The following is a 22506-nucleotide window of genomic DNA, read 5'->3' as shown; positions in this document are numbered from 1 at the left end:
GCCACCGGACTCCTCCTCAGTCGCCGGAATTCACGAGGACACGGGTGTGCCCCGCCAGGATGAGCTGGCAGATCTCGTTGCTGCCTTCGATGAGCTCCATCAGCTTCGCGTCGCGGTGCGCGCGGGCGACCACGTGGCCGTCCTGCGCCGCCGCCGAAGCCAGCACCTGCACCGCCGCGCCCGAGCCGCGGGCGGCCGCGGTCGAGCTGACGTACTTGGCCAGCACGGTTGCGACCACCATCTCGGGTGAGCGCTCGTCCCACGCGCGGCTGGCGTGCTCGCAGACGCGCGTCGCGGCCTGCTCGTCGGCGTACAGGTCGGCCAGGTGCCGGGCGACGAGCTGGCGGTCGGCCAGCGGCAGGCCGCCCTGGTGCCGCCGCGTGGCGTGCGCGCCGGCGGCGGCCAGGCAGGCCCGCAGGATGCCGACGCAGCCCCACGCCACCGAGATCCGGCCGTAGGCCAGCGCGGTCGTGACCAGCATGGACAGCTCGACCCCGCCGCCGCCGAGCACCGCCGAGCGGGGCAGCCGGACGTCGTGGAGCCGGACGGTCGAGTGGCCGGCGGCGCGGCACCCGCTGGGGTACGGGACGCGCTCGACGGTGACGCCCTCGGCGTCCGCCGGGACGACGACGGCCGTGCCGAGGCCGTCGAGCTCGCCGACGACCACGATCAGGTCCGCGTAGGCCGCGGCGGTGATCCAGACCTTCTCGCCGTTGACCACGACGTCGTCGCCGTCGGCGCGGACCGTCGTGGCCACTGTGGACAGGTCGCTGCCCGCGGCGGGTTCGCTGAACGCCACCGCGGCGAGGTCGCCCGAGGTGAGCCGGCCGAGGTAGCGGGCGCGCTGGGCCCGGTCGCCGAAGCGCTGGATCGTCCAGGCCGCCATGCCCTGGGAGGTCATGACGCTGCGCAGCGAGCTGCACAGCGAGCCGGCGTGCGCGGTGAACTGTCCACTGTGGATACTGCTGGCGCCGACGCCGCCGAACATGGCGGGCACCTCGGCGCACAGCAGGCCACGGGCGCCCAGCGCGCGCAGCAGGTCCTCGGGCAGCAGGCCGTCGACGTCCCAGGCCGCCGCCCGGTCGCCGACCCGCGCGGTCAGCTCGGCGGCGGCCGCCTCGAGGGGGTTGTCACTCATCGAGCAGACGCCCCACGAGCGAGGTCATGCCCTCGACGGTGCGGAAGTTGTCCAGTTTCAGGTCCGGGCCGACGATCGCGATGCCGTAGGTCTGCTCGAGGAACACGACCAGCTCCATGGCGAACATCGACGAGACCAGCCCGGTGCGGAAGAGGTCCTGGTCGACCGGCACGTCCTGCTTGACGCGCCCGGTCAGGAACTCCCGGATCTCCCGCGTCACGGCCTCCGGCGTGCGTGCCGGGGTTGCGGTGGTGGAGACGTCGTTCACTCAGAACACCTTCCCGTACTCGTAAAAGCCCCGTCCGGTCTTCCGGCCGAGGTGGCCGTCGGCCACTTTGGACTGCAGCAGCGCGCACGGCCGGTGCCGCGGGTCGCCGGTGCGTTCGGCGAGCGCCCGCAGCGCGTCCGCGAGGTTGTCCAGGCCGATCAGGTCGGCGGTGCGCAGCGGGCCGGTCGGGTGGCCGAGGCAGCCCTGCATGAGCTCGTCGACCGCCTCCACCGACGCGGTGCCCTCTTCGACCAGCCGCGCGGCGTCGTTGATCATGGGGTGCAGCAGCCTGCTGGTGACGAACCCGGGCGAGTCGCGCACGACGATCGGGCGGCGGCTCAGCCGTTCCAGCAGGCCCAGCACCGAGTCCAGAGTGGACTGCCCGGTGCGCGGACCGCGGACCACCTCGACGTTCGGGATGAGGTAGGCCGGGTTCATGAAGTGCGTCGCCAGCAGGTCCGCGGGCCGCTCGAGAGCGTCGGCCAGCTCGTCCACCGGGATGCCGGAGGTGTTGGTGATCAACGGTGTCCCCGGGGCGACCAGCGCCGCCAGCTCGCCGAGCACGCTCGCCTTGACCTTGTCGTCTTCGATGACCGCTTCGATGACCGCCGTCGCGTCCTTCGCCGCGCCCAAGCCGGTCGTCGCGGTCAGCTCGCCTTCGGCGACGTCGGGGAACGCGCCCATCAGGCGGCCGTGCCGCAGTTGCTGCGCCACCCGCCGTTTCGCGGATTCCACCGCCTCGCCGTCGGTTTCGACGAGCGTGACCGGAACCCCGTGTCCCAGTGCCATCGCCGTGATGGCCGAGCCCATCACCCCGCCGCCGATCACGGCCGGCCGATCCTGCGCCTGCCCGCCCACCGCGCCTCCTGAGTCTCCGGGATTCTTCCCTGGTGCCAAGGAAGCGTCGGGCACGGCGGTGGCAGCGGTCAACGAACCGCCGACAACTCTAGGGTTTTCCGTCCGGCCCGGCCGCGCCCGGATCGGCGCGCAGCACGCCCAGCGCCGCGAGGTCGCCCATCCACGCGCGCAGCGATCCCGTCAGCTCCGCCGGTTCGACACCGCAGGTGGGCGCGAGCGCGCCCGCCGCGGCCGCGGGATCCCAGTCGTGCTGGGCCAGCGCGATCCACATCGCCGCGCCGAGCCCGCTGGCGAGCACGCGGTGCTCCCCGGTGGGCAGCACCATTTCGAGCACGCCGGTGTCGTCGACGACCACCGCTAGCCCGGGCACCGGACGCATGGCGCTCCCCCGGGTTCTCCGTGCGCCACCGGGCGCGTGCGGCCCCCGTGCGGCCGCATCCTCGTCACAGCGCCGGTTCCGGCGCGAGCAGGCCGCCGGGGAACCGCTCCTGCAGCTGGGCGCGGCCGGTGACCCCCAGCTTGCGGTAGACGCTCGTCAGGTGGATCTCGACGGTCCGCACGGCCAGCTGCAGCGCGTCCGCGATGGTCCGGTTGGTGGCGCCGGTCGCGGCGAGCTCCCCGACCCGCCGTTCGCCCAGGGTCAGCACGTCGGTGACGCTGCCGGTGACCGCGTAGTTGCGCCCGCCGGCCGCCGTGACGCCCGCCCGAGCCTCCTCGGCCCGGCCCCAGAACCCGGACCGCACCGAACGGTCCACAGCGGACCGGAACCGCCGGCGCGCGCCCTGGTGGTCACCGGCGCGCAGGAGGGCCCGGCCCAGCGCCGTCTCCGCCTCGGCCAGGTGCCAGGACGCCGCGGTGCCGGCGAGCACCTCGGCCGCGGCGGTCAGCCCGTCGACGGCGGCGCCGCCTTCGGCCACCAGCCCGCGGCCCAGCAGCGCGAGGCCACGCGCGGACGCGGTTCCCCACGCCCGGGCCAGTTCTTCGCCGTGCGCCACGAGCCCGGCGGCCTCGTCGCGCCGGCCGAGCCGGACGAGCACGCGGGCGCCGTCGAGCCACCACGGGACGAACAGCGGGTTGGCCCCGCCTTCCGCCCGCAGTGCGTCGCCGCAGCGGCGGGCGTGGCCCAGCGCGCCTTCGAGGTCGCCGCGCGCCTCGGCCAGCCGCGCGCGGGCCAGCAGGTGGGCGGGGAAACGCAGGACGGACCCGTCGAGGCCGAAGTGGTCGGCGCGGGCCAGCGCCGCGGCCGCGCCTTCGGTGTCACCCTGCTGCAGCAGGGCGAGCGCCTGGGCGACCAGGGGCGCGGTCGCGAGCTCGGCGCGGTCGTCGCGCTCGGCCGCCCGCACAGCCGCCGAAGCGTCCGACAGGGCACGGGAAAGGTCGCCCGCGCCGCACGTCAGCCACGAATGCGCGGTCAGCGTCACGACTTCCGTCCAGCCGGTGTCGCCGCGCACGGGCCCGGGCGAGAGCCCGCCCAGCGCGGCCAGTGCCTCGTCGACTTCGTCCGCGGCGAACAGCACGAAGGCGGCCAGCGAGCAGGCCCACCGCACCGAGGGTTCCGGCCGTTCCAGGGCCCGGCGCGCGCAGGAGACCGCGAGGTCGCGGTCGGCGCCGCGGATCATGTGCGCCAGCGACGCCAGGGCCAGCACGCTCACCTCGGCCGACGTCTGGCCGGTCAGCCCGGACATCGACGGCAGGCGCGCGCCGACGAGCTCGAGGGTGCCGGGCTGTTCGAACGCGACCGCCAGCAGCGCGGCCTCCAGCTCGGTGCGCAGGACCCGGCCGGCGTCCCCGGCGGGGTCGGCGTCGAGCTGCTCGAGCGCGCCGGTCAGCAGGCTGGTCGCTTCGGCCGCTTCGCCGGCCGAAAGCGCGGCGATGGCCAACTGCAGCGAGATGCGCGCGCGGCTGCCCGTGTCTTCGGCCAGCCCGGACATCCCGGCGAGCGTCGCGTAGGCGGCCAGCGGGTCGCGGACGCCGACGAGCCGGGCGAACTCGATGCGCACCGGCATGTCCTGGGGCCGGTCGGCGACGAGGACGCCGAGGTAGCGCGCGGCGTCGTGCGGCCGGCCCGCGCGCTCGGCGGTGCGCGCGGCTTCGGCGAGCACGTCCCGCATCCAGCGCTCCGGCAGCCGGCGGCGCCCGACCAGGTGCCCGGCGACGTCTTCGGGGGCGCGGCCGCGGTCGTTGAGCAGCCGGGCCGCGGTCAGCCGCAGCGGGTCCAGCCGCCGCTCGGGCACGCCGGCCAGCACGGCGTCGCGGACCGCGGCGGAGGCGAGCTCGCGCCCGTCCGCGCGCAGCACGTGTTCGGCGGCCAGGACCCCGAGGGCGTCCGCGGCGAGTGGTTCGGGCACCCCGCCGAGCAGGCCGGCGAGCTCCACGTCGGGCTTGCCGAACACCGCCACGGCTTCGGCCACCCGCCGCACGTGCTCCGGACGGCCGGCCAGCACGCGCTCGACCAGCCGGGCGCGGGCGGCCGGGGCCAGCGCCCGGGCTCGCGCCAGAGCCGCTTCCTCAGGGGCGAAGCCGTCGAGGTGCAGCGCGGCGCAGATCTCCCCGAGCAGGGCCGGGTTGCCGCCGGTCAGCTCGGCCAGCTCGGCGGTGAAGCCGGGCCCCGGCCGCTCCGGCCACCACGCGGCGACCGCCTCGGCGACGTCGGGCTCGCTGAAGGCGCCCAGGTCGACGGTCGCGACGTCACCGGGCGGCAGGGTCATCGGCGGCCACAGCGGCCGGTCGGCGGGCCGTTGCGCGACGACGACCAGCAGCGGCTGCTCGGCCCCCCGGTGCGCCTGGTGGGCCAGCACCCGCACGGAGGCCTCGTCGCAGTGGTGGAAGTCGTCGAGCAGGACGACGACCGGGCCGGTCGCGGTCAGCTCGGCCAGGCGGCGGCCGAGCCGCCGCGAAAGCACCGCCACCGGCATCCCGTAGCGGCCCCCGGCGTCCGGGAGCAGCCCTTCGACGGCGTTCCCGGCGCTGCCGCCGGGACGACGGCAGGTTTCCGACAGCACGGTCGCGCGGTCACCCGCGACCCGCGCGAACTCCGCCAGCAGCGCCGTCTTGCCGGTGCCGGTCGCCCCGCGCACCCGCACCAGGGTCGCCGAACCGGCCCGCGCGTTGGCGAACGCCGAACCGAGGACCTCCAGCTCCCGCCGCCGGCCCACCACGCGGCCGGCGACAGCCGTCACCTCCGCCATCCTCACCCCACTTTCACGGAAGGCGGCGGCCGCCCAGTCCTTCGTCGTCGGCGCCGTGCCACATTTCCCGCGCGTACGGCGCGTCGGGCACCGGAATCCGGTCGGTGGCCACACCGAGCGGGACCACGGGCAGCTCCCCCAGCCCGGTTTCGATCCAGCCGAGGTCGCTCATCAGGCGCCGCATCGGCGGGGTGTCACCGTGGATCCGGTGCAGCGACTGGATGGCTCGGCGCAGTTCGGTCGCCTTGCGCCGGGCGGCGGTGAGCGCGTCGGCAGTCATCGGGGCTCCTCTCGGGCAGGGCAGAGCAGGTGGCCGTGGCCCGGCCGGACCGCGTGCCCCGCCGACGTTAGGGGCCTTCGCACCCGGAAAACCCCGGACCTCGCGGCGGTCCGGCGGGTGTGAGCGGCAACACTAGGGAATCCGTGGCCGGGAGCGGCGTTGACTGGCTGATCTGAACCCGCGTCGAAGGGAAGAGCTCTCGTGAACATCGCGGACAACGCCACCACGTCGTGGATCCGCCGGTACCACCCCGCCCCCGGCGCGGGGACCCGGCTGGTCTGCTTCCCGCACGCCGGTGGCTCGGCGAGCTACTTCCACCCGGTCTCGGCCCGGTTCGCCCCGGCCGTCGACGTCGTCTCCCTGCAGTACCCGGGGCGCCAGGACCGGCGGCGGGAGCCGAACCTCGACTCCATCGCCGCGCTCGCGGACCTCGTCGCCGACGAACTGGCGGCCCTGTCGGACAAACCGGCTGTCTTCTTCGGACACAGCATGGGCGCGGTCCTCGCCTTCGAAACCGCGTGGCGGCTCGAACGGCGCGGGGTCCGGGCGCCCGGCGCGGTGATCGCGTCCGGCCGGCGCGGGCCGTCGACCTTCCGCGACGAGCGGGTCCACGAACGGGACGACGACGGGATCCTCGACGAGGTCCGCGAGCTCAACCGGCTGGACAAAACGGTCATCGGCGACGACGAGATCCTGCGGATGGCGCTGCCCGCCATCCGCGCCGACTATCGGGCGATCGAAACCTACAGCTGCCCGGCGGACCGGCGCGTCCGCTGCCCGGTGACCGTCCTCATCGGCGAGCGCGACCCGAAGGTGACCGCCGAGGAGGCGGGGAACTGGGGCGAGCACACCGAAGGCGGCTTCCGGCTGGAAGCGTTTCCCGGCGGACACTTCTTCCTGGCCCGTCAGCAGAGCGCGGTGAACGCCGAGATCGAACGCGAGCTGCACGCCCTCACCGCTCCCGCCGCGGCATTGCACTCCGGGCGTGATTCAACATAAAGTAACATCACCAACCACACAGAACGACATGGCGGGGGTCGCGGGTGTACGCGGAAGAGCGTCAGCAGCTGATCCTCGAGCGAGCGCGCTCCAACGGCCGGGTCGACGTGGCCGAGCTGGCCGGCGAGTTCGCGGTGACGACGGAAACGATCCGCCGCGACCTCACCACCCTCGAGCGCCACGGGTCGCTGCGCCGCGTCCACGGTGGGGCGATCCCCATCGAGCGGCTCGGCTTCGAGCCCGCGTTGAACACTCGCGAAAGCGTGATGACGGGGGAAAAGAAGCGGATCGGCAAGGCCGCGCTCGCCGAGCTCCCGGCGGAGGGCGCGATCCTGCTCGACGCGGGCACGACCACCGCGCACCTGGCCGAGGCGCTGCCGATCGACTGCAACCTCACCGTGGTCACCAACTCCGTGAACATCGCGCTGACGCTGTCCAAACGGCCCAACCTGACGGTGATGCTGGTCGGCGGCCGCCTGCGGGCGCGCACGCTGGCGTCGGTCGACTCGTGGGCCCTGCACTCGCTCAGCGAGACGTTCGTCGAAGTCGCCTTCATGGCCACCAACGGGTTGTCCGTCGAGCGCGGCCTGACCACCCCGGACCCGGCGGAAGCCATGGTGAAGCGCGCGTCGATCGCCGGCGCCCGCCGTGTGGTGCTGCTGGCCGACCACACCAAGGTCGGCAACGACCACTTCGCCCGCTTCGCCGAGCTGTCCGAAGTGGACACGTTCATCACCGACGGCGGCATCGACTCGACGGTCGCCGCCGAGATCGAGCGCGAAGGCGTGAACGTCCGGACCGCCTGAGCTACCAGCGCACCGGCAGCCCGTAGAGTCCGAAGAGGACTCCGTCGTGCTTGAACTCGAGCTCGTCGGACGGCACGGCCAGGCGCAGGCGCGGCACCCGCGCGAACAGCGTGTCCAGGGCGACCTCCATCTCCAGCCGCGCCAGGTTCTGCCCGATGCACTGGTGGATCCCGTACCCGAACGCGACGTGGTGGCGCGCCGAGCGGGCCGGGCAGAACTCACCGGCGTCTTCGAACACGGTGCCGTCGTGCCCGGCGGCCAGCCCGAGCGGCGCGACCCCTTCGCCGCGGCGGATGAGCTGGCCGGAGATCTCGAGGTCTTCGGTGGCGACGCGCAGGCTGACGACGTCGGAGATGGAGTAGAACCGCAGCAGCTCTTCGACGACGCCGTCGTGGCCGATCCACTGTGGATTGTTCAGCAGCGTGACCACGCCGAGGGAAAGCATGTTGGCGGTCGTCTCGTGCCCGGCGACCAGCAGCAGCATGGCGACCCCGAGCAGCTCGGCGTCGTCCAGCGCGCCGCCGGCGAGCAGCCGGCTGATGAGGTCGTCGGCGGGCTGTTCGCGCTTGGCCGCGATGAGCTCGGTGAGGTAGGTGTTGATCTCGCCCAGCGCCACTTCCCGTTGCCGGGCGGTCGAAGCCAGGTTGACCAGGACCCGCGTGCGCGACTCGAAGTGCTCGTGGTCTTCGTAGGGCACCCCGAGCAGCTGGCAGATGACGAGCGAGGGCAGCACGAGGCAGAAGGCGGACACGAGGTCGGCGGAGTTCCCGGCGGCGAGCATGGCGTCGATCCGCTCGTCGACGACCCGCTGGATGCCCGGGCGCAGGTCCCGCACCTTCCGCACGGTGAACTCGGGGATGAGCAGCTTCCGGAACCGCGTGTGCTCGGGCGCGTCCATCGCGACGAACCACCCGGGCAGCGCCTCGGGAGCCCCGCCGGTGGCGGGAAAACCGGGCTTCGCCGGATCCGAGCTGAGCCGCGGATCGGTCAGCGCGGCCCGCACGTCCTCGTGCCGCGCGACCAGCCAGACGGGAGTGCCACCGGGCAGCATCGTGCGGCAGAGCCCGGGCCGGGCCCGCAGATCCGCGTAGCCATCGGGCGGCGTGACCTGGCCGGGCGCCCGCCGCGGGAAGTCGACGACGCCGGGTTCCGTACTCACCATGCACCGGTTCTACCGCGCCGCCCGCCCGGATCCTGCTTCGGCGGCGGAAGTCTGCAAAAACCCCTAGGAGGCCCACCCGGCCGGCGCAGCGTACCCCGGTCACGTTTCGCGCGCAGTCCGGCGGCAGTGTCCTCAGGGGAATGGGGCAGACCCGGAAGGTCCGGCGGGCAATGGTCGCGACGCTTCGTCCGCCTCGACGTACTTTCGAGGACGAAGATTCTTTTCCGATTCCGGAGAAAGGAACCACAATGGCGAACACCTGGGCCAGAACAGCCATGACGGCCGCGGCGGCGGCATCGGCCGTTTCCCTGCTCGGCGCCGTTCCCGCCGCGGCCGCGGACGTCACCCGGCACTGCGTGCTGAACTCGGAAACCGGTGTGCAGCACTGTTCCACGGGAACGCAGCGCTCGGTGGCCGACGCGGAGGCGGACGGGCAGGTCGTGCAGGGCACCTTCTTCGACGGTCCCGACTACAGCGGGAACTCGCTCACGATCACCGGCCCCGAACTGTGCAAGAAGGACGGCTGGGTCAACTGGCAGTTCGACCTGGGCGACGACTGGAAGAACAAGATTTCGTCCGTGCAGCCGTGGGGCGACTGCTGGATCTGGCTCTACCCGGAGCCGAATCTCGGCGGTGACCGCGACGGCCCGTTCAAGGAGAACACCGGCAACGTCGGGTCCTTCATGGACGACCGCACCCAGTCCATCGGTTTCAGCTGAGCGAAGGAGTGACCACCATGACCAGCAAGCGCACCGCATGGACGGCGGCGGGCCTCGGCCTGCTGACCGCGGCCGGGCTCGTGCTCTCCGCACCCGGCGCGTCGGCCGACGGCCAGCCCACCGCACGGGAACTGCTCGACAAGTGCGACAACGGCACGGACTCGTGCGTGTTCCACCCGGCGGGCCCGCCGGAGGAGCACACGGGGGCCGGTCACCAGGTCGGCGAGGCGGCCTACAACTGCACCGGAGATCTGCAGCGCAGCACGGTGAACTGGTCCGACACCACCGGCGAGTCGAACAGCTTCGGCGTCTCCCTTTCGGCCGAATACGGGTTCTCGGAAGTGTTCAAGGTGTCCATCGAGACGTCTTACCAGCACACGTGGGAGTCTTCGCACACCGAAGGACAGGCGACCAACGTCGACGTCCGGCCCGGGGAAAAGGGCTGGGTGGAGCGCGCGCCGAAGATGCAGAAGGTCCACGGCACCTACGAGATGCACTTCCCGGACCGGTTCTACGACCACTACATCTGGTACCAGGACTTCGACGCGGACGGCCCGGTCCCCGGCTCGACCGGCGACATCACCCAGCACACCGCCCCGATGACCGACCAGGAGCGCACGGAACACTGCGGCTGAGCCGACGGCCGCCGCCGGCCGGGAGGTCCGGCGGCGGCCGCCGGGGTGGCGCCGGTCGTGCGGGGCTTCCTCAGCGCGCGGCTACTACTCAGAGTGACGAACACCCGAAGAATCCTCATGATCACCAACCGGTGAAACCGAGTTGACTTCGGCAAATCCGATCGCGTAGCAGTCGGTGCGATCACTCTGTGTATCGGGGTGGCAACAAGTGTCGCATGATCATCACGGTAGGTTTCTCGCCGTTCACAGGGGCCCGACGACGCGTCCCCGCCATCCCCCCAGCCAGCGCGCGCCCCGTGGTGCGGGCTGTTTTGCCGTGCCGAAAGGAAGTTGCTTGACCGCCACGACGTTGACACAGGTGCTCAGCGAGCCCGCCACCACCGGGTCCACCCGGCTGGTCGTGCGGTGGGACCGGGAAACCGGCTGGGCGCACCTGGCCATCGCCGTTCCGGGCGCCGGTCCGGCCCGCTTCGCGGGTTTCCACCGGTTCGCCGCGGGAAGCCCCGGAGCCGTCGCCGCCGAGCTCGCCGCCGCCGGGTGCGTCTCCGCTCCCCCGCTCCACCTCGACGACACCCTGTCGGAGATCGAAGCCGCGCTGCCGGAGGTGGCCGCCGATGCGCGTTGACGACCTGCACCTCGCCGGGATCGGCGTCGAGGTCGGCGCGCTGACCCCGGTCGCCGTCTCGCTGGCGGCCGGCGAGTTCACCGCCGCCGACGCCGGCCGGACCGGCCAGCTCTCCACCGCCGTCGCCGGGCTGCCCGGCCCCGAGCTCGCCGTGCGCGCGGGGCGGGAAGCGTTGCGCCAGGCGGAAACCACGAGCGGCGAGCCGGTGTGGCCGACCCTGTGCCTGCACGCCGGGATCTACCACCCCGGCATCGACTTCTGGCACGCCGCGTCCTACGTGCGCGACCAGCTCGGCGTCGGCGCCGGTCCGGGCCTCACGCTCGAGCTCGGCGCGATGAGCAACAGCCTGGTCGCCGGCCTGGACGTCGCGGCGAGCGTGCTGCGCGGCCGCCCGGACCACGAGGCCGCGCTCATCACCGCGGGCGACCGGTTCGGCGGCCCCGGCTTCCCGCACTGGACCACCGACACGGGCATCGTCTACGGCGACGCCGGCAGCGCGGTCGTGCTGTCCCGCCGGCCGGGCCTGGCGCGGGTCCGCGCGGTCGCCTCCTACACCGACCCGTCCCTGGAAGGCCTGCAACGCGGCGACGAACCGTTCCGCTCCGCCAGCATCACCGCCCACCGGTCCCTCGACATCCGCAGCCGCAAGCGCCAGTGGCTCGGCCGCCACGGCGGGCCGGCGCACGTCGACAGCCGCAACGCCGACGGCGTCACGGCGGTCGTGAAGACGGCGCTGGCCGACGCGGGTGTCGACCTGCCCGACATCACCCGGATCTGCGCCCCGCACTACGGCCGCCGCCTGGTGCACACGCAGATCCTGCGCCCGCTCGGCATCCCCGAGCACCGCACGATGACCGAGCTGGGCCTGCGGGTCGGCCACCTGGGCGCCAGCGACCAGATCGTGGCGCTCGAGCACCTGCTCCGCACGGGTGAGGCCGGTCCGGGCGACCACGTGCTGCTGCTGGGCATCGGCGTGGGCATGACGTGGACGGCGGTCGTGCTGCAGCTCGGCCCGGCGTCCGCGCGCCCGGAGGCGTGACCGTGATCGCCTGAATCCGTTCTGCCGGTTCGGCGGCGGGATGCCAGAGTGCAGGGGTGGCTCTGTCTCGTCCGGAGCAGGCTCCGGACCGGAAGCTTGCCGCACTCGACCTGAAGCAGGCCGGAACCGCCGCTTCGCTGCGCCGTCGTGTCCGCGACGCGTGCGGCGAAGCGGGGGTTCCGGTCGAAGACCGTGCCCGGCTGGTCCTGGCGGTCACCCTCGTCACCGAGCCGGCGCTCGGTGACGACGGCGTGGTCACCCTCACGACCGCCGTCACCGAGGACGTCCTCACCGTCGCCGTCCGGCTGCCGGAGACCGCGTCCCGGCCGGTCCTCGACGACCTGCCGTTGCCGGCGGTCGCCGGCGCCGACGGCACCGTCGGCTGGCAGGTCGCCACCGGGCACCGACCGGTCCCCGCGCCCGCCGACGACGAGCGGGCAACCCGGCAGGAGATGCTCGCGCTGGTCGCCGCCGCGGACGCGCAGGCCCGGGAGCAGCAGGACCTGCGCACCGAGCTGGCGGAAACCAACAGCGGCGTGCTGGCCATGTACGTCGAGCTCGAGCAACGCGACGAGCAGCTCCGCAACGCCCACGCCCGGATCTTCCAGGAGCTGGAAGGCGCCCTGCGCCCGCCGCCGCCGGAGGTCCCGGGGCTGGAGCTCGGCGTCTGCTACTCCCCGACCGAACCGGACTCCCCCACCGGCGGCGACCTCTACGACTGGTTCGTCCTCCCCGACGGCCACCTGCACGTGACCCTGGTCGACGCGGTCGGCCACGGCGTCACCTCGACGAGGGACGCGCTCACCGTCACCCACGCGATCCGCACGCTGGCCCTGGAGGGCCGCCCCTTCGCCGACCTGATCGCGCGCGCGTCCCGCGCCCTCGCCACGATCGCCCCCACGCTGATGGCAACGGTGCTGCTGGCCCGCATCGACCCCACGACCGGCCACACCCAGCTCGCCAACGGCGGCCACCCGGAGCCCGTCCTGGCGGACAGCGCGGGAACAACGAGGCTCCTCCGCCCGGCCCGCGTCGGCCGCGGCGTCGGCTTCCCGAACCCCGGCAGCCCCTGCCTGGTCGACGTCGACCTGGAGCCGGGCGCCACCCTGCTGCTCTACACCGACGGGCTGGTCGAATCCCGCAAGGACGTCGACGAAGGCCAGGCCCGCTTGCTGGAGGTGGCCAGCACGCACACGAGCTATCCGGCGACGCTGCTGCCCGGCGAGGTGGTCGCCCGGATGCACGACGTCGTCGTGTACGCGGACGACACGGTGCTGCTGGCGATCCGCCGGAACTCGTAGGCCGCCGCGCGCAACGGTCAGGGACGGCGGCGGACGCAAGCGATCGTCACCGCCACGATGACGGCGAACACCGGGCCGGTCGCGATGTGCACCACCCCCAGGACCAGCGGCTGGTTGCCGCGGTAGTAGACCACCTGGAGCGCACCGTTGACGACGTTGACCGCCGCGCAGGTGAGCGTCGAAACCGTATGGATCCGCCGCAGCCGGGGCACCGAGCGCCAGTTAGCGGGGCCGCCGGCCACCCGGTTGAGGAGGAGCCCGGTCAGCGGACGTCCGATGAGGACGGTCGTCACGCAGACGGCGATGACCGCGAACGGGATGAGCGCCGGGATGAGGAAGAACCCGCGCGCCTCACCGGTGACGGCGGCCACCACCGCGCACGCCGCGACCAGCAACAGGCCCAGCGCGGCCTGGCGCACCGGCTGACGCCGGCCCAGCCGCCAGCCGAACGCGGCGATCGCGGTCACCGCGGCAGACACCAGGCCCGCGGTGAGGTCACCGGCGGCGTTGGCCGCCACGAAGGCCACCGTCGGCGCGGCGGTCACCGCGATGCCTTCCCAGCGGTTCTTCCGCGGCGAGGCCGCGTGTTCGGGCGGGGCGAGGACTTCCTGGTTCGTGTTCACACCGGAAACGTCTCACATGAAACGTTCTTGCGCAAGGTTGTATCGACTGATACGTTCTCGGTCATGACGATGCGGCTGGAGACAGCGAGAGCGACGGACCGGCCGGGCGACGAGTCCCCGTACGCCCTCGGCCTGCTGCTGCGGCGCGCCCACGACCGCGTCGCCGCGGAGCTGCTGGCCGTCCTGCGGCCGCTGGGGCTGGAGTTCCGGCACTTCATCGTGCTCGTCGCGCTCCACACCGGCGGCCCGATGAGCCAGCAGGCGCTCGTCGGCGCCATCGGCAGCGACAAGGCCACGATGGTCCGCGTCGTCGACGACCTCGAACGTGCCGGGCTCGTCACCCGCGATCCGCGGCCCGGCGACCGCCGCGTGCACACGATCACCCCGACCTCCGCCGGGACTGCCGTGTTCGACACCGCCCACCGGAACGCCGAGCCTGTCGCCGCGCGCCTGAGCGAAGGACTCGGCGACGTCCGGCTCCTGCTGCACCTGCTGACTCAGCTCGCCTTTCCCGGCGAAGCCTGACACTGACAAGGGAGAACCCTCATGCGAGTCGTCATCGCCGGCGCCGGGCTCGGCGGCCTGTGCCTGGCTCACGGGCTGCGCCGGGCCGGCGTGGACGTCGTCGTCCTCGAACGCCACCCGACCCCGCACGCCCGGCCCGCCAGCTACGGCATCCACCTCAACGCCGACGGCTTGCACGCCCTGCACGCCTGTCTCCCCGGGGAGAACTGGGCGCGGCTGGTCGAGACGTCCACGCCCGCACCGGACATCGTCCGCTTCCACGACCAGGACCTGCGGGTGCTCGCCGAACGCGACCACACCGGCACCCCGGCCAACGCCGATCCCGTCACGCGCCGGCGGGCGGTGAGCCGCGACGCGCTGCGTGACACCCTGCTCCTCGGCTGCGACGGCGTGGTCCGCTGGGGCACCGCGTTCGACCGCTTCGAGTACACCGGCGACGGCGTCCGCGTGCACAGCGCCGACGGCCACTCGATCGACGCGGACCTGCTCGTCGGCGCCGACGGCGCGAACTCCCGCGTCCGCGAGCAGCGGCTGCCCGATCTCCGGCGTCAGGACCTGGGCATCGTCAACGTCGCCGGCCGCGTCCGGCTCACCCCCGAGCTCGCGAGCGCGCTGCCGGCGACGCTTGTCGACGGCGCCGTCAACAACGTCGTGCCCGCCCGGCCCGGCTGGCTGTTCCTGTCCACCTGGGACGACAGCGCCGAGGCGCGGTACCTGGTGTGGGCGTGGGCCGCCGACCGCTCGACCTACCCGGGCGACCTCGGTGCCACGGACCTGCTCGACCTGGTCCGTGACCGGACCGCCGCCTGGGCGTCCCCGCTCCGGCGGATCATCGCCGAGACCGATCCCGCGACCGTCGCGGCGATCCCGCTCAAGACGATGCCGCAGCTCCCGGACTGGGCGCCGACAACCGTCACCTTGCTCGGCGACGCGATCCACAACATGACTCCGATGGCCGGGATCGGTGCCAACACGGCCCTGCGGGACGCCGACACGCTGTGCCGCCACCTGGCCGGCGACGGCGGCGTGCCGGGCTACGAAGCCGAAATGCGTGGCTACGCCAACGCGGCACTGGCGCTGTCCACCCGCAACGCCCGCGGCGCGGCGACGACCTCCCGCCTGCCGCGGCACGCCTTCCGGACGGTCCTGCGCCTCGCCGAAGCCCTGCCGCCGGTCAAACAGCGTCTGTTCCCGGTCCCCTGAGGAGGTGCCGCGCGACCGGCCTAACCCTCGCCGCCGGGCGGATAGGTGAACCTGGTCAGCAGGTCCATCAGCTTCGCCGGTTCACCGGCGCGCAGGTGCGAAACCAGCTCTTCGGCCGGGGCGAGCGCGTCGTCGTGCGCGGCGTCGAAGACCTTCAGGCCGGCCGGCGTGATCTCGACCTCGCGCACCCGCCGGTCCCCCGGCACGGCGTTGCGGACCGCGAACCCCTTCGCTTCGAGGTCGTCGACGACCCGCATGACCCCGGCCTTGTCCGAACCGGTCGCCTCGACCAGGTCCCGCTGCATCGTCGGCCCGCGGTCCACGAGGATGAGCAGCACGGCGAAGTGCCGGAGCTCCAGCCCGTGCGGCCGCATCGCGGCGGCCATCGCCCCGGCGGCGCGGGCGTGCGCCCGGCGCAGCAGCAACCCCAACGCGAACGGGGACGCGTCTCCCGGGCGGTCGGTGGCGCGGGTCCTGGGCTTGGCGGTCATGTGAGCACCCTACCCCAAGGGCGTCGAGTGATACGGTTTCATTCGATACGGAACAGGGATGTCGCCGCCAGGAGCCGGCCGCTCGCGACCAGGGAACCCGCCTGCTTCACCGGCCGCACGCGGACGCTGACCTCGTAGCCGTCGATCGCCCGGATCTTCGCGATGCGGGTCGTCAGGTAGCGGTAGAGCGCCTCGGGGTCGCGGCAGGCCACCACCGCCATCAGGTTGTCCGGCCCGCTGACCGCGAGCGTCACGGCGACCTCGTCGTGCCGCGCCAGCTCTTCGCCGACCTCTTCCAGGTGCCGTGGGGCGACCCGGATCCAGATGGTCGCGTGGGAGTGGTAGCCGAGCCGCTCGGGCAGCAGGTCGACGTCGTAGTAGAGCGCGCCGGACGTCTCCAGCGCGGCCAGCCGCCGCGCCACCCGCGCCTTGGTCGAACCGGTCTCGCGGGCGAGCCGGGCGTGGGTCGCGCGGCCGTCCGACGCCAGCACGGCCAGGAGCCCGGCGTCCTCGGCGGACGGTTCGACGGGCGGTCCGGCGACCGGGGGCAGCTCGTCCCGGAGCTCGCGTTCCTGCGCGGGACTCAGCCGGCCGTCGTACCCGGTCCAGTCCGACGCGCCGCGCGGCCCGAACCGGTGCAGCAGCAGGTCGATGCGCACGCCCAGCACGGAAACGGACTTCGGCAGCTGCCGCAGCAGCACGTCGTTGCCGTCCGATCCGCTGCCGGCGCGCAACAGGCACATGACCTCCGCGCCGCCCGAAGTGATGTGGGCGAACGAAACCTCCGGACGCCGGGCGAGCGCGTCGGCGACGGTGTCGACGCGGTCGGGCCGGCAGCGGATCCGCGCGACCCACTCGTCGTGCCGGCCCGCGGCGGGCGCACTCCGACCGAGCACCCGCAGCACTCCCTCGCTGCGGAGCGCCGCGTACCGGCGGGCGACCGTCTGCTCGGACACCCCGATCAGCTGCCCGATCCGCCGGAACGGCGCCCGGGGAGAGCATTGCAGCGCGTGGAGGATCTGCAGGTCAACTGCGTCAAACATGCCGGAAGTGTCGCACGAATGCCGATCACACGGCATTAAGTGACGTCTTCCGGGTTCTGAATGGTCCCGCATCGCGCCGGTCGGACATGCTCGGTGAAGAAGCCGAACAAGGAGGAAAACCGTGACGACGCTGGTGATCGGGGCCCGGGGCGGAGTCGGCCGCCATGTCCTGGCCGGGCTGACGGCCGTGGGCGAGGCCGTGCGCGCTTCGGTGCGCGACCCGGCGAAAGCCGGGCTGCCGCCGGACGTTCCGGTGGTCGCGGCCGACCTCGCCGCCCCGGAAACGCTGAAGGCCGCGTTGGCCGGCGTGCGCCGGGTGTTCCTGTACGCCACCGCGACGGGCACCGCGGCCTTCGCCGGGGCGGCGCGTGACGCCGGGGTCGAGCACGTCGTGCTCATGTCCTCGGGCAGCGTGCTGCTCCCCGGTACCCGTGGGAACGTGATCACCGAGCACCACCGGGAGGTGGAGCGGATCCTCGCGGACTCCGGCGTGCCGTGGACGCCGGTCCGGCCTCTGGTGCTGGCGAACAACGCGCTCAACTGGGCGCACTCCGTCCGCACGGAGGGAGTGGTCCGGCTGCTGCACCCGGAAGCCGCGACCGCGCCGATCCACGAACGCGACATCGCGGCCGTCGCGGTCACGGCGCTGCTCGATCCCGGCACGGACGGCGTCTCGGAGCTGCTGACCGGCGGCGAACTGCTGTCCCAACGGCGTCAGGTCGAACTGCTCGCCGAAGCCACCGGGCGGCCCGTCCGGGTCGAAGAACTCTCGGTTTCCCAGGCACAGCAGCACTTCGAGCGGTTCGAAACACCCGAGGTCGCACAATCGATCATCAACTTCATCGTCGGCTCGGCCGCCGGCGAGTCCCCGGCCACCACCACCGCACGACGCGTGCTGGGCCGCGAACCGCTGCCGTTCGCCCGGTGGGCGGCCGAGCACGCGGCTTCGTTCGCCTGATTCCCTTGACGGAGGAAAAGACCATGGACGTCAGTGTCGGCAAGGTCCTGCTCACGCTCAGCTCGGTCTGGTCGGCGTGCGGGTCGTACCGCTTCGACTGGAACGAAACCCACATCCACAACCCGGACTGGCCGCCCCACGCGAAGTTCCACAATGCACAGACGATGAGCACGGGCGCCGTCCTGGGCGCCACGGCGACGTACCTGCTGTGGGGCCGGCGCGGCGCCTGGACGAAGGAACGCCTGCAGGTCACCACGGCGGCCGCGTCGGTCTACTGGGTGACGCAGCTTTCCGCCACGCTGTACCCGGGCACGGCGCTGTTCGACCGGGCCCGGCCAGGCACCGGACGGACGGCGCCGCCGCGGTGGCGCGGTCCCCAGACGGTCGTGGCCGGCACCGCGTTGCTCGTCAACGCGCTGTCCTACGCCCTCGAACGCCGCCGGCTCGGCTCGTGACCGCCGAGGTGAGCGTCGTCGGGGCCGGCAGTGTCACCGACCTGATGGTGGCCGCCGGGACGAAGCTGCCCGCGACGCACTTCGGCCTGCTGCCCGTGCTGATGATCCCGCAGGCCGGCACCGAACGGATTCTGGCCGGCCACCTCGCCGGGCGGGGGGGGTTCCGGTCCGCCGCGGGACCGAGCTGCGCCGGCTCGCCCAGGACGCCGGCGAGGTCCGGCTGGTGGTGCGGCACGCGGGCCGGGAGCGGACCGTCGTGTCCCGGTTCGCGGTCGGCGCCGACGGGGCCCGGAGCACGGTGCGCCGTGAGCTGGGCGTCGGCTTTCCCGGCACCGGCCCGACGTTGTGCGGTTCGTCGGCGACGTCGAACTCCGCCGTCCCCCGGCCGAGCCGCACTTCTGGGCCGCCGATCGCGGCACCCTCACCGTGCTGCCGCTCCCGGGCGGGCGGTACCGGGTCTTCGGCGTCGACCGCGCCGGCGCCGGCCCAGGTCCGGGCCCGCCGGGACGTGCCGGTGAACCGGGAAAAGCTGCGGGCGGCGATGATCCGGATCGCGGGCACCGACCACGGACTGCGCACGGTGTTCGTCTGGCAGGTCTCCGAGCAGCTCACCGGCACCGCCTTCGTCACCACCTGACCGGCGCCGTGCCCGTCCGGGGGATGCGGCGAACGAGGTCACCGGTTTCCCTTGCCGGCGGGGATCATCTCCGGTTCACGGCCGTCCGCAGAACTTTCGCTCCGCTTCGAAGGGATCCGGCGGGACGGTGACCCCGGTCCGGTGCCACACGCCGGTCAGGTTGGTCCAGAACCGGGTGAACGTCAGCGGTTCCCGCGTCGACCGCTGGATCTCCGCGAGGTCACCGCAGGCGAGTGCGTGCCGGGCGGCCGCCACCTGTTCCGGCGTGACCTCCCCTTGGACGGCGAAGTTGCCCGCGGGTGAGACCGGTGCCTCCGGCTCCGCGTAGTCCGCGAGGAGCCACGCGTTGCCCAGCGGTTTCGCATGCCCGGGCTTGCCGTCCGGGAAGGCGAACCGGGCGCCGATCGGGTTGCTCAGCCCCCAGAAGTCGACGATCCCGACGTCGACGGGCGCCAGGACGCCGACCGTGCCGAGGTACACGCCGACCACCGCCGCCCGGCCCGGCGCGTCCGCGCGCAACGGGGCCGTGACGATCTCGCCGCGCGGTCCCTGGTAGACCAGCACCCGGCCGCCGGAGTCCACCGCGTCCCGCAGGTTCCGCTGTCGCGGCGTGAAGTCCGCCGACTCCGTCGGGTGCTCGCGGCCGGTCCACGCCTGGTAGTAGGCGCGCTCGTCGTCGATCGAGTGCACCGCCGCCGGCGCCTCCCGGTAGCGGGCCGCCCCGGCGCACAGCGGCGCCCACACCGCGACGACCAGCGCGAGCACGCCCGTGGTCCGCGACCGCGGGAGCACCAGTACCGGCAGCAGCACGAGGAACAGCGACGGCAGCAGCATGCGCGCGTGCATGTAGTCGCCGCCGACCTTCAGCACGTACCCCAGCAGCAGCAGGCCCGCCACCACCGGGGTCAGCGTCACCAGCAGGCCGGTCCGGTCCGCGCGCGACCGCCGCAGGAGCCACGCGAGCCCCACCGTCACCGGCACCAGCGGGATCCACAGCAGGTACGGGCCGGCGAAGTCGGTGACGTAGGCGAACCCGGCGGCCCACCTCGACGCGTCGGCGTTCTTCGTGATCGCGGGCATCGGGACGAGGACGCCGTAGTAACCCACGCGGAAGATCTCGTAGCCCAGCGGCAGTGCGGCCGCCGCCGAGGCCGCCGCGAGTGTCACCCGGGGTCCCGGTCGCACCAGCAGCCACAGCGCGATCAGGAAGACCGCGGCGACCAGCGCCTGTTCCGGCCGGACGAGCGGGCCGAGCCCGATGACCGCCGCCGCGCCGGCGATCGCCCGGGCCGACGTGGTTCCCCGCAGCCGCACCAGAAGCCACCAGCACGCCGCCATCCAGAAGGTGTTGAGCCCGGTCTCCAGGCCCGAAGTCGCGTACTGCCAGACCGGGTTCACCGCGAGCAGGACGAGCACGCCGGCGGGCAGCAGCCAGGTTCCGGGCCGGTCGTGCAACCGCCGGGTCGCGGCCACCGCGAGAGCGAAGCCGGCCGCCGTCAGCGTCAGCCCGAGCACCCAGGAGATCGCCGACGTGTCGGTGTGCCCGGAGACGAACCCGGCGAGGGCGAGCAGCCATTGCCAGAGCGCACTCGTGGACGGTTCCGCGCGTTCTCCCGCGGAATAGACCGGGCCGTTCCCGGCCAGGATCTGCTCGACGATCCGGGTGAAGATCAGCGCGTCGTCGCAGATCCAGCGAGTCAGGTAGCCCAGCACCGCGATGAGCACCGCGGCGGCCGGTGCGAGCAGGCCGTTCCAGCGGGTTCTCGCCCGCGACGACGGCGCCTCGAGCGAGGGCAAAAGGGCGCGCGAGGGCGCGACGGGAATGGTGTCCATGAGAAAGAAAACCCTTTTCTTGACGGAGAAGAATCAGCGAGGCGCGACGGTGCGGCGGTAGTCGAGGATTCCGGCGACGGTCAGGGCCGCCACCACCAGCCCGGCCAGGCCGATCTGGACGACCACGAGCCCGTCGAAAACGACGATCCCGCGCTTCACCACCAGCAGCTGCGCCACGGCCAGCGCGATGCACAGGGCCAGCGCCACCGCCCACGGCGCAGCGCGGCGCCCGATGCGGCGCCGCAGCAGCAGGAATCCGGCACCCGCGATCGTGCACAGCCAGACGAGCGGGGACAGCCCGGCGAGGCCGCTGAGGTCGCTCGCGAAGACGTACCCCGCCGTCACGGCGAAGACCAGGCTTCCGCCGACGGCCCACCACCACGGCCGCGCGGGCGGCAGCGGGGCGGCGGCGTGGAAGGCCAGTGGCAGCAGCACCAGCGGAAGCCACTGCGGGGCGTAGTGCACGACCAGGTCCGGGAAGAGCTCGAGGGAGTACCTGGTCAACCCCCAGAGCGCCCCGGCGGCCAGCACCGCCCCCGCGGCGACCCGCGCCGCGCGGCGCCAGCCGTCCACCAGCAGCACGAGCGGGACCAGGGCCGCCGCCAGCAGGACGAGGTCCCTGACCAGCGCGGACCTCAGTGAGGTGTAGACGAACGGTGGCAGGTCTCCGCCCCGCCACGCGATCATCATCCAGAGTCTGTCGCCGGCGTGGGACGCGGATCTGAGCACGCCCCAGAGCAGGCCGAGCAGCACACCCACCCGCGCCAGGTCGCCGAGCGCGAGCGTGCGGGCGGGTGCCGCCCGGCCCGCGAGCCGCGTGTGCACACCCAGCGCCAGCAGCGCCCACAGTTCGGTCCGCAGTGCCGCCCGGGCTCGCGCACCGTGCAGGTCGAGCAGGGTGCCGACGATCTCGTCGCCGCGTTCGGCGCGGTACCACGCCGGGAGCACCCGGACCAGCGCGCGGTAGTGCGTCCCGGGGTCGCTCACGCGCGCACCTCCGCCGCGCCGGGCCACTGGCCGCGGGCTCGCAGCACGGTGCTCGCGATGTCGACGTTCGCGGCCAGCCGCCGGGTCTGCTCGGCCAGTGCCGTGCTGCCCGCGCCGGTCAGCCGGTAGTAGCGCCGGAGCCTGCCCTGGTGGACCTCCTCCCGGTCGTGCTCGGCCCAGCCGTCGGCGACCAGCCGGTCCAGCACGCCGTAGAGGGTGCCGACCCGCAGCCGCACCCGTCCCTCGGACAGCTCTTCCACCCGCTGGACAACCCCGTAGCCGTGCCGCGGCTCGTCCGCGAGCGCGATCAGCACCAGGAACGTCTGCTCGGACATGCTTCGCTCCGCCATGGTCCACATATATCAGAAGACGATATATAGCGGGCGACGTTGCTTCGATCTTCGGAAATTTCCGACGGTGGGCGCGGGCGCTTCGGCGAGGTCATACTGAAGATCCGGCCGGACCCGCCACGTCGAACCCCGCTGCCACGTCTTCCGCCGCGCCATCACGCGGTCGCCGCCCGGCAGGAGCTGGAGGTGGACTACTCCCCCGTGGTGAAGAACCTGACCGGTGCCCGCGACGGCGCGGACCGGCTCCCGCGCACCGGCGTGCCCGCCGCGGACGACATCAGCACCGCCGACCTTCAGGGTCTGGCCCAGGTCGACCCGAAGATCAAGGCCGCGTTCACGGCCGCCGGCTGCCGGGACCTGATCGACGGCTGATCGCGGGAACC

The 22506-nt window shown here is 73.3% G+C and carries 25 protein-coding genes and 1 pseudogene; 13 read left to right on the top strand and 13 right to left on the bottom strand.

The genetic code is table 11. From position 1 onward, the window contains the following. Positions 1-16 precede the first annotated feature (16 nt). The 6 genes from ACZ63J_RS20705 to ACZ63J_RS20680 form a co-directional block, all read right to left on the bottom strand. Positions 17-1138 carry an acyl-CoA dehydrogenase family protein gene (locus tag ACZ63J_RS20705; RefSeq protein ID WP_465408568.1) on the bottom strand — a complete coding sequence of 374 codons (1122 nt, stop codon included), beginning with the start codon at positions 1136-1138 and terminating at the stop codon, positions 17-19. Further along, positions 1131-1406: an acyl carrier protein gene (locus ACZ63J_RS20700; protein WP_465311386.1), complete on the bottom strand. Its 276-nt coding sequence runs from the start codon at positions 1404-1406 to the stop codon at positions 1131-1133. Before ACZ63J_RS20700 ends, ACZ63J_RS20705 begins: the two co-directional genes overlap by 8 nt. Continuing rightward, complete coding sequence (locus tag ACZ63J_RS20695) at positions 1407-2264, bottom strand: 3-hydroxyacyl-CoA dehydrogenase family protein (RefSeq protein WP_465408566.1); 858 nt, start codon at positions 2262-2264, stop codon at positions 1407-1409. Positions 2265-2352: 88 nt separating this feature from the next. Next, complete coding sequence (locus tag ACZ63J_RS20690; protein ID WP_465408565.1) at positions 2353-2643, bottom strand: hypothetical protein; 291 nt, start codon at positions 2641-2643, stop codon at positions 2353-2355. A 64-nt stretch (positions 2644-2707) separates the two neighbouring features. After that, positions 2708-5443 (bottom strand): AAA family ATPase, encoded by a 2736-nt coding sequence (locus tag ACZ63J_RS20685; protein WP_465408563.1) that lies wholly within the window; start codon positions 5441-5443, stop codon positions 2708-2710. A gap of 22 nt (positions 5444-5465) precedes the next feature. Next, positions 5466-5732 carry a hypothetical protein gene (locus ACZ63J_RS20680; protein ID WP_465311382.1) on the bottom strand — a complete coding sequence of 89 codons (267 nt, stop codon included), beginning with the start codon at positions 5730-5732 and terminating at the stop codon, positions 5466-5468. Positions 5733-5933: 201 nt separating this feature from the next. Between ACZ63J_RS20680 and ACZ63J_RS20675 the strand changes: the two genes are divergently transcribed. Both ACZ63J_RS20675 and ACZ63J_RS20670 read left to right on the top strand, forming a co-directional pair. Continuing rightward, positions 5934-6731: a thioesterase II family protein gene (locus ACZ63J_RS20675; protein ID WP_465337515.1), complete on the top strand. Its 798-nt coding sequence runs from the start codon at positions 5934-5936 to the stop codon at positions 6729-6731. Between the two features lie 44 nt (positions 6732-6775). Next, positions 6776-7537, top strand: coding sequence for a DeoR/GlpR family DNA-binding transcription regulator (locus ACZ63J_RS20670; protein WP_465311380.1), 762 nt, complete (start codon positions 6776-6778; stop codon positions 7535-7537). A 1-nt stretch (position 7538) separates the two neighbouring features. On the opposite strand, the gene ACZ63J_RS20665 is transcribed toward ACZ63J_RS20670, so the two are convergent. Then, positions 7539-8699, bottom strand: a complete 1161-nt coding sequence (locus tag ACZ63J_RS20665) for a cytochrome P450 (protein WP_465408560.1) — start codon at positions 8697-8699, stop codon at positions 7539-7541. A 248-nt stretch (positions 8700-8947) separates the two neighbouring features. Between ACZ63J_RS20665 and ACZ63J_RS20660 the strand changes: the two genes are divergently transcribed. From ACZ63J_RS20660 to ACZ63J_RS20640, 5 genes are all read left to right on the top strand, one after another. Beyond that, on the top strand, positions 8948-9418 hold the full coding sequence (locus ACZ63J_RS20660; protein WP_465311378.1) for a hypothetical protein: 471 nt from the start codon (positions 8948-8950) through the stop codon (positions 9416-9418). A gap of 17 nt (positions 9419-9435) precedes the next feature. Then, positions 9436-10053, top strand: coding sequence for a hypothetical protein (locus ACZ63J_RS20655; protein ID WP_465408558.1), 618 nt, complete (start codon positions 9436-9438; stop codon positions 10051-10053). Between the two features lie 334 nt (positions 10054-10387). Continuing rightward, positions 10388-10678 carry a hypothetical protein gene (locus ACZ63J_RS20650; RefSeq protein ID WP_465408557.1) on the top strand — a complete coding sequence of 97 codons (291 nt, stop codon included), beginning with the start codon at positions 10388-10390 and terminating at the stop codon, positions 10676-10678. Then, positions 10668-11717, top strand: a complete 1050-nt coding sequence (locus ACZ63J_RS20645; RefSeq protein ID WP_465408555.1) for a ketoacyl-ACP synthase III family protein — start codon at positions 10668-10670, stop codon at positions 11715-11717. Before ACZ63J_RS20650 ends, ACZ63J_RS20645 begins: the two co-directional genes overlap by 11 nt. 56 nt (positions 11718-11773) lie before the next feature. Next, positions 11774-13018, top strand: coding sequence for a PP2C family protein-serine/threonine phosphatase (locus ACZ63J_RS20640; protein WP_465408553.1), 1245 nt, complete (start codon positions 11774-11776; stop codon positions 13016-13018). Between the two features lie 17 nt (positions 13019-13035). Here the strand turns inward: ACZ63J_RS20640 and ACZ63J_RS20635 are convergent, their stop codons facing one another. Then, positions 13036-13641, bottom strand: a complete 606-nt coding sequence (locus tag ACZ63J_RS20635) for a DUF3159 domain-containing protein (protein ID WP_465408550.1) — start codon at positions 13639-13641, stop codon at positions 13036-13038. 63 nt (positions 13642-13704) lie between these two features. Between ACZ63J_RS20635 and ACZ63J_RS20630 the strand changes: the two genes are divergently transcribed. Both ACZ63J_RS20630 and ACZ63J_RS20625 read left to right on the top strand, forming a co-directional pair. After that, positions 13705-14166, top strand: coding sequence for a MarR family winged helix-turn-helix transcriptional regulator (locus tag ACZ63J_RS20630; RefSeq protein WP_465408547.1), 462 nt, complete (start codon positions 13705-13707; stop codon positions 14164-14166). A gap of 21 nt (positions 14167-14187) precedes the next feature. Next, positions 14188-15369: an FAD-dependent oxidoreductase gene (locus ACZ63J_RS20625; protein WP_465408545.1), complete on the top strand. Its 1182-nt coding sequence runs from the start codon at positions 14188-14190 to the stop codon at positions 15367-15369. Between the two features lie 20 nt (positions 15370-15389). Here ACZ63J_RS20625 and ACZ63J_RS20620 read toward each other — a convergent pair whose 3' ends face one another. Together ACZ63J_RS20620 and ACZ63J_RS20615 are read right to left on the bottom strand one after the other, a co-directional pair. After that, entirely contained in the window at positions 15390-15860 is a 471-nt protein-coding gene (locus tag ACZ63J_RS20620; protein ID WP_465408543.1) for a MarR family winged helix-turn-helix transcriptional regulator, read from the bottom strand. A 38-nt stretch (positions 15861-15898) separates the two neighbouring features. After that, the gene (locus ACZ63J_RS20615; RefSeq protein ID WP_465408541.1) at positions 15899-16903 is read right to left on the bottom strand and encodes an Lrp/AsnC family transcriptional regulator; all 1005 of its coding nucleotides are present in this window, start codon (positions 16901-16903) and stop codon (positions 15899-15901) included. Between the two features lie 121 nt (positions 16904-17024). On the opposite strand from ACZ63J_RS20615, the gene ACZ63J_RS20610 reads away from it, so the two are divergent. The 3 genes and pseudogenes from ACZ63J_RS20610 to ACZ63J_RS20600 all read left to right on the top strand — a co-directional run. After that, a complete protein-coding gene (locus ACZ63J_RS20610; protein WP_465408539.1) occupies positions 17025-17861 on the top strand; it encodes an NAD(P)H-binding protein in 837 nt (278 codons plus the stop codon). A 23-nt stretch (positions 17862-17884) separates the two neighbouring features. Then, complete coding sequence (locus ACZ63J_RS20605) at positions 17885-18316, top strand: DUF6640 family protein (RefSeq protein WP_465408537.1); 432 nt, start codon at positions 17885-17887, stop codon at positions 18314-18316. A 163-nt stretch (positions 18317-18479) separates the two neighbouring features. After that, positions 18480-18953, top strand: a pseudogene (locus ACZ63J_RS20600) (FAD-dependent monooxygenase); the annotation flags it as partial. Between the two features lie 75 nt (positions 18954-19028). On the opposite strand, the gene ACZ63J_RS20595 reads toward ACZ63J_RS20600, so the two are convergent. Genes ACZ63J_RS20595 through ACZ63J_RS20585 form a run of 3 tightly spaced genes read right to left on the bottom strand, consistent with a single transcriptional unit; the run spans position 19029 to position 22108 of the window. Beyond that, positions 19029-20786 carry an arabinofuranosyltransferase AftB family protein gene (locus ACZ63J_RS20595; protein ID WP_465408535.1) on the bottom strand — a complete coding sequence of 586 codons (1758 nt, stop codon included), beginning with the start codon at positions 20784-20786 and terminating at the stop codon, positions 19029-19031. A gap of 33 nt (positions 20787-20819) precedes the next feature. Next, positions 20820-21773, bottom strand: coding sequence for a hypothetical protein (locus ACZ63J_RS20590; RefSeq protein ID WP_465408533.1), 954 nt, complete (start codon positions 21771-21773; stop codon positions 20820-20822). Further along, positions 21770-22108: a PadR family transcriptional regulator gene (locus ACZ63J_RS20585; RefSeq protein ID WP_465408531.1), complete on the bottom strand. Its 339-nt coding sequence runs from the start codon at positions 22106-22108 to the stop codon at positions 21770-21772. Before ACZ63J_RS20585 ends, ACZ63J_RS20590 begins: the two co-directional genes overlap by 4 nt. Positions 22109-22309: 201 nt before the next feature. Here ACZ63J_RS20585 and ACZ63J_RS20580 point away from each other — a divergent pair, with 201 nt between their 5' ends. Continuing rightward, positions 22310-22495, top strand: a complete 186-nt coding sequence (locus ACZ63J_RS20580; RefSeq protein ID WP_465408529.1) for a hypothetical protein — start codon at positions 22310-22312, stop codon at positions 22493-22495. Positions 22496-22506: the final 11 nt, after the last annotated feature.

The sequence above is a fragment of the Amycolatopsis sp. NPDC104863 genome (assembly GCF_055582965.1).
This window is presented reverse-complemented; position numbering and strand designations above follow the sequence as displayed.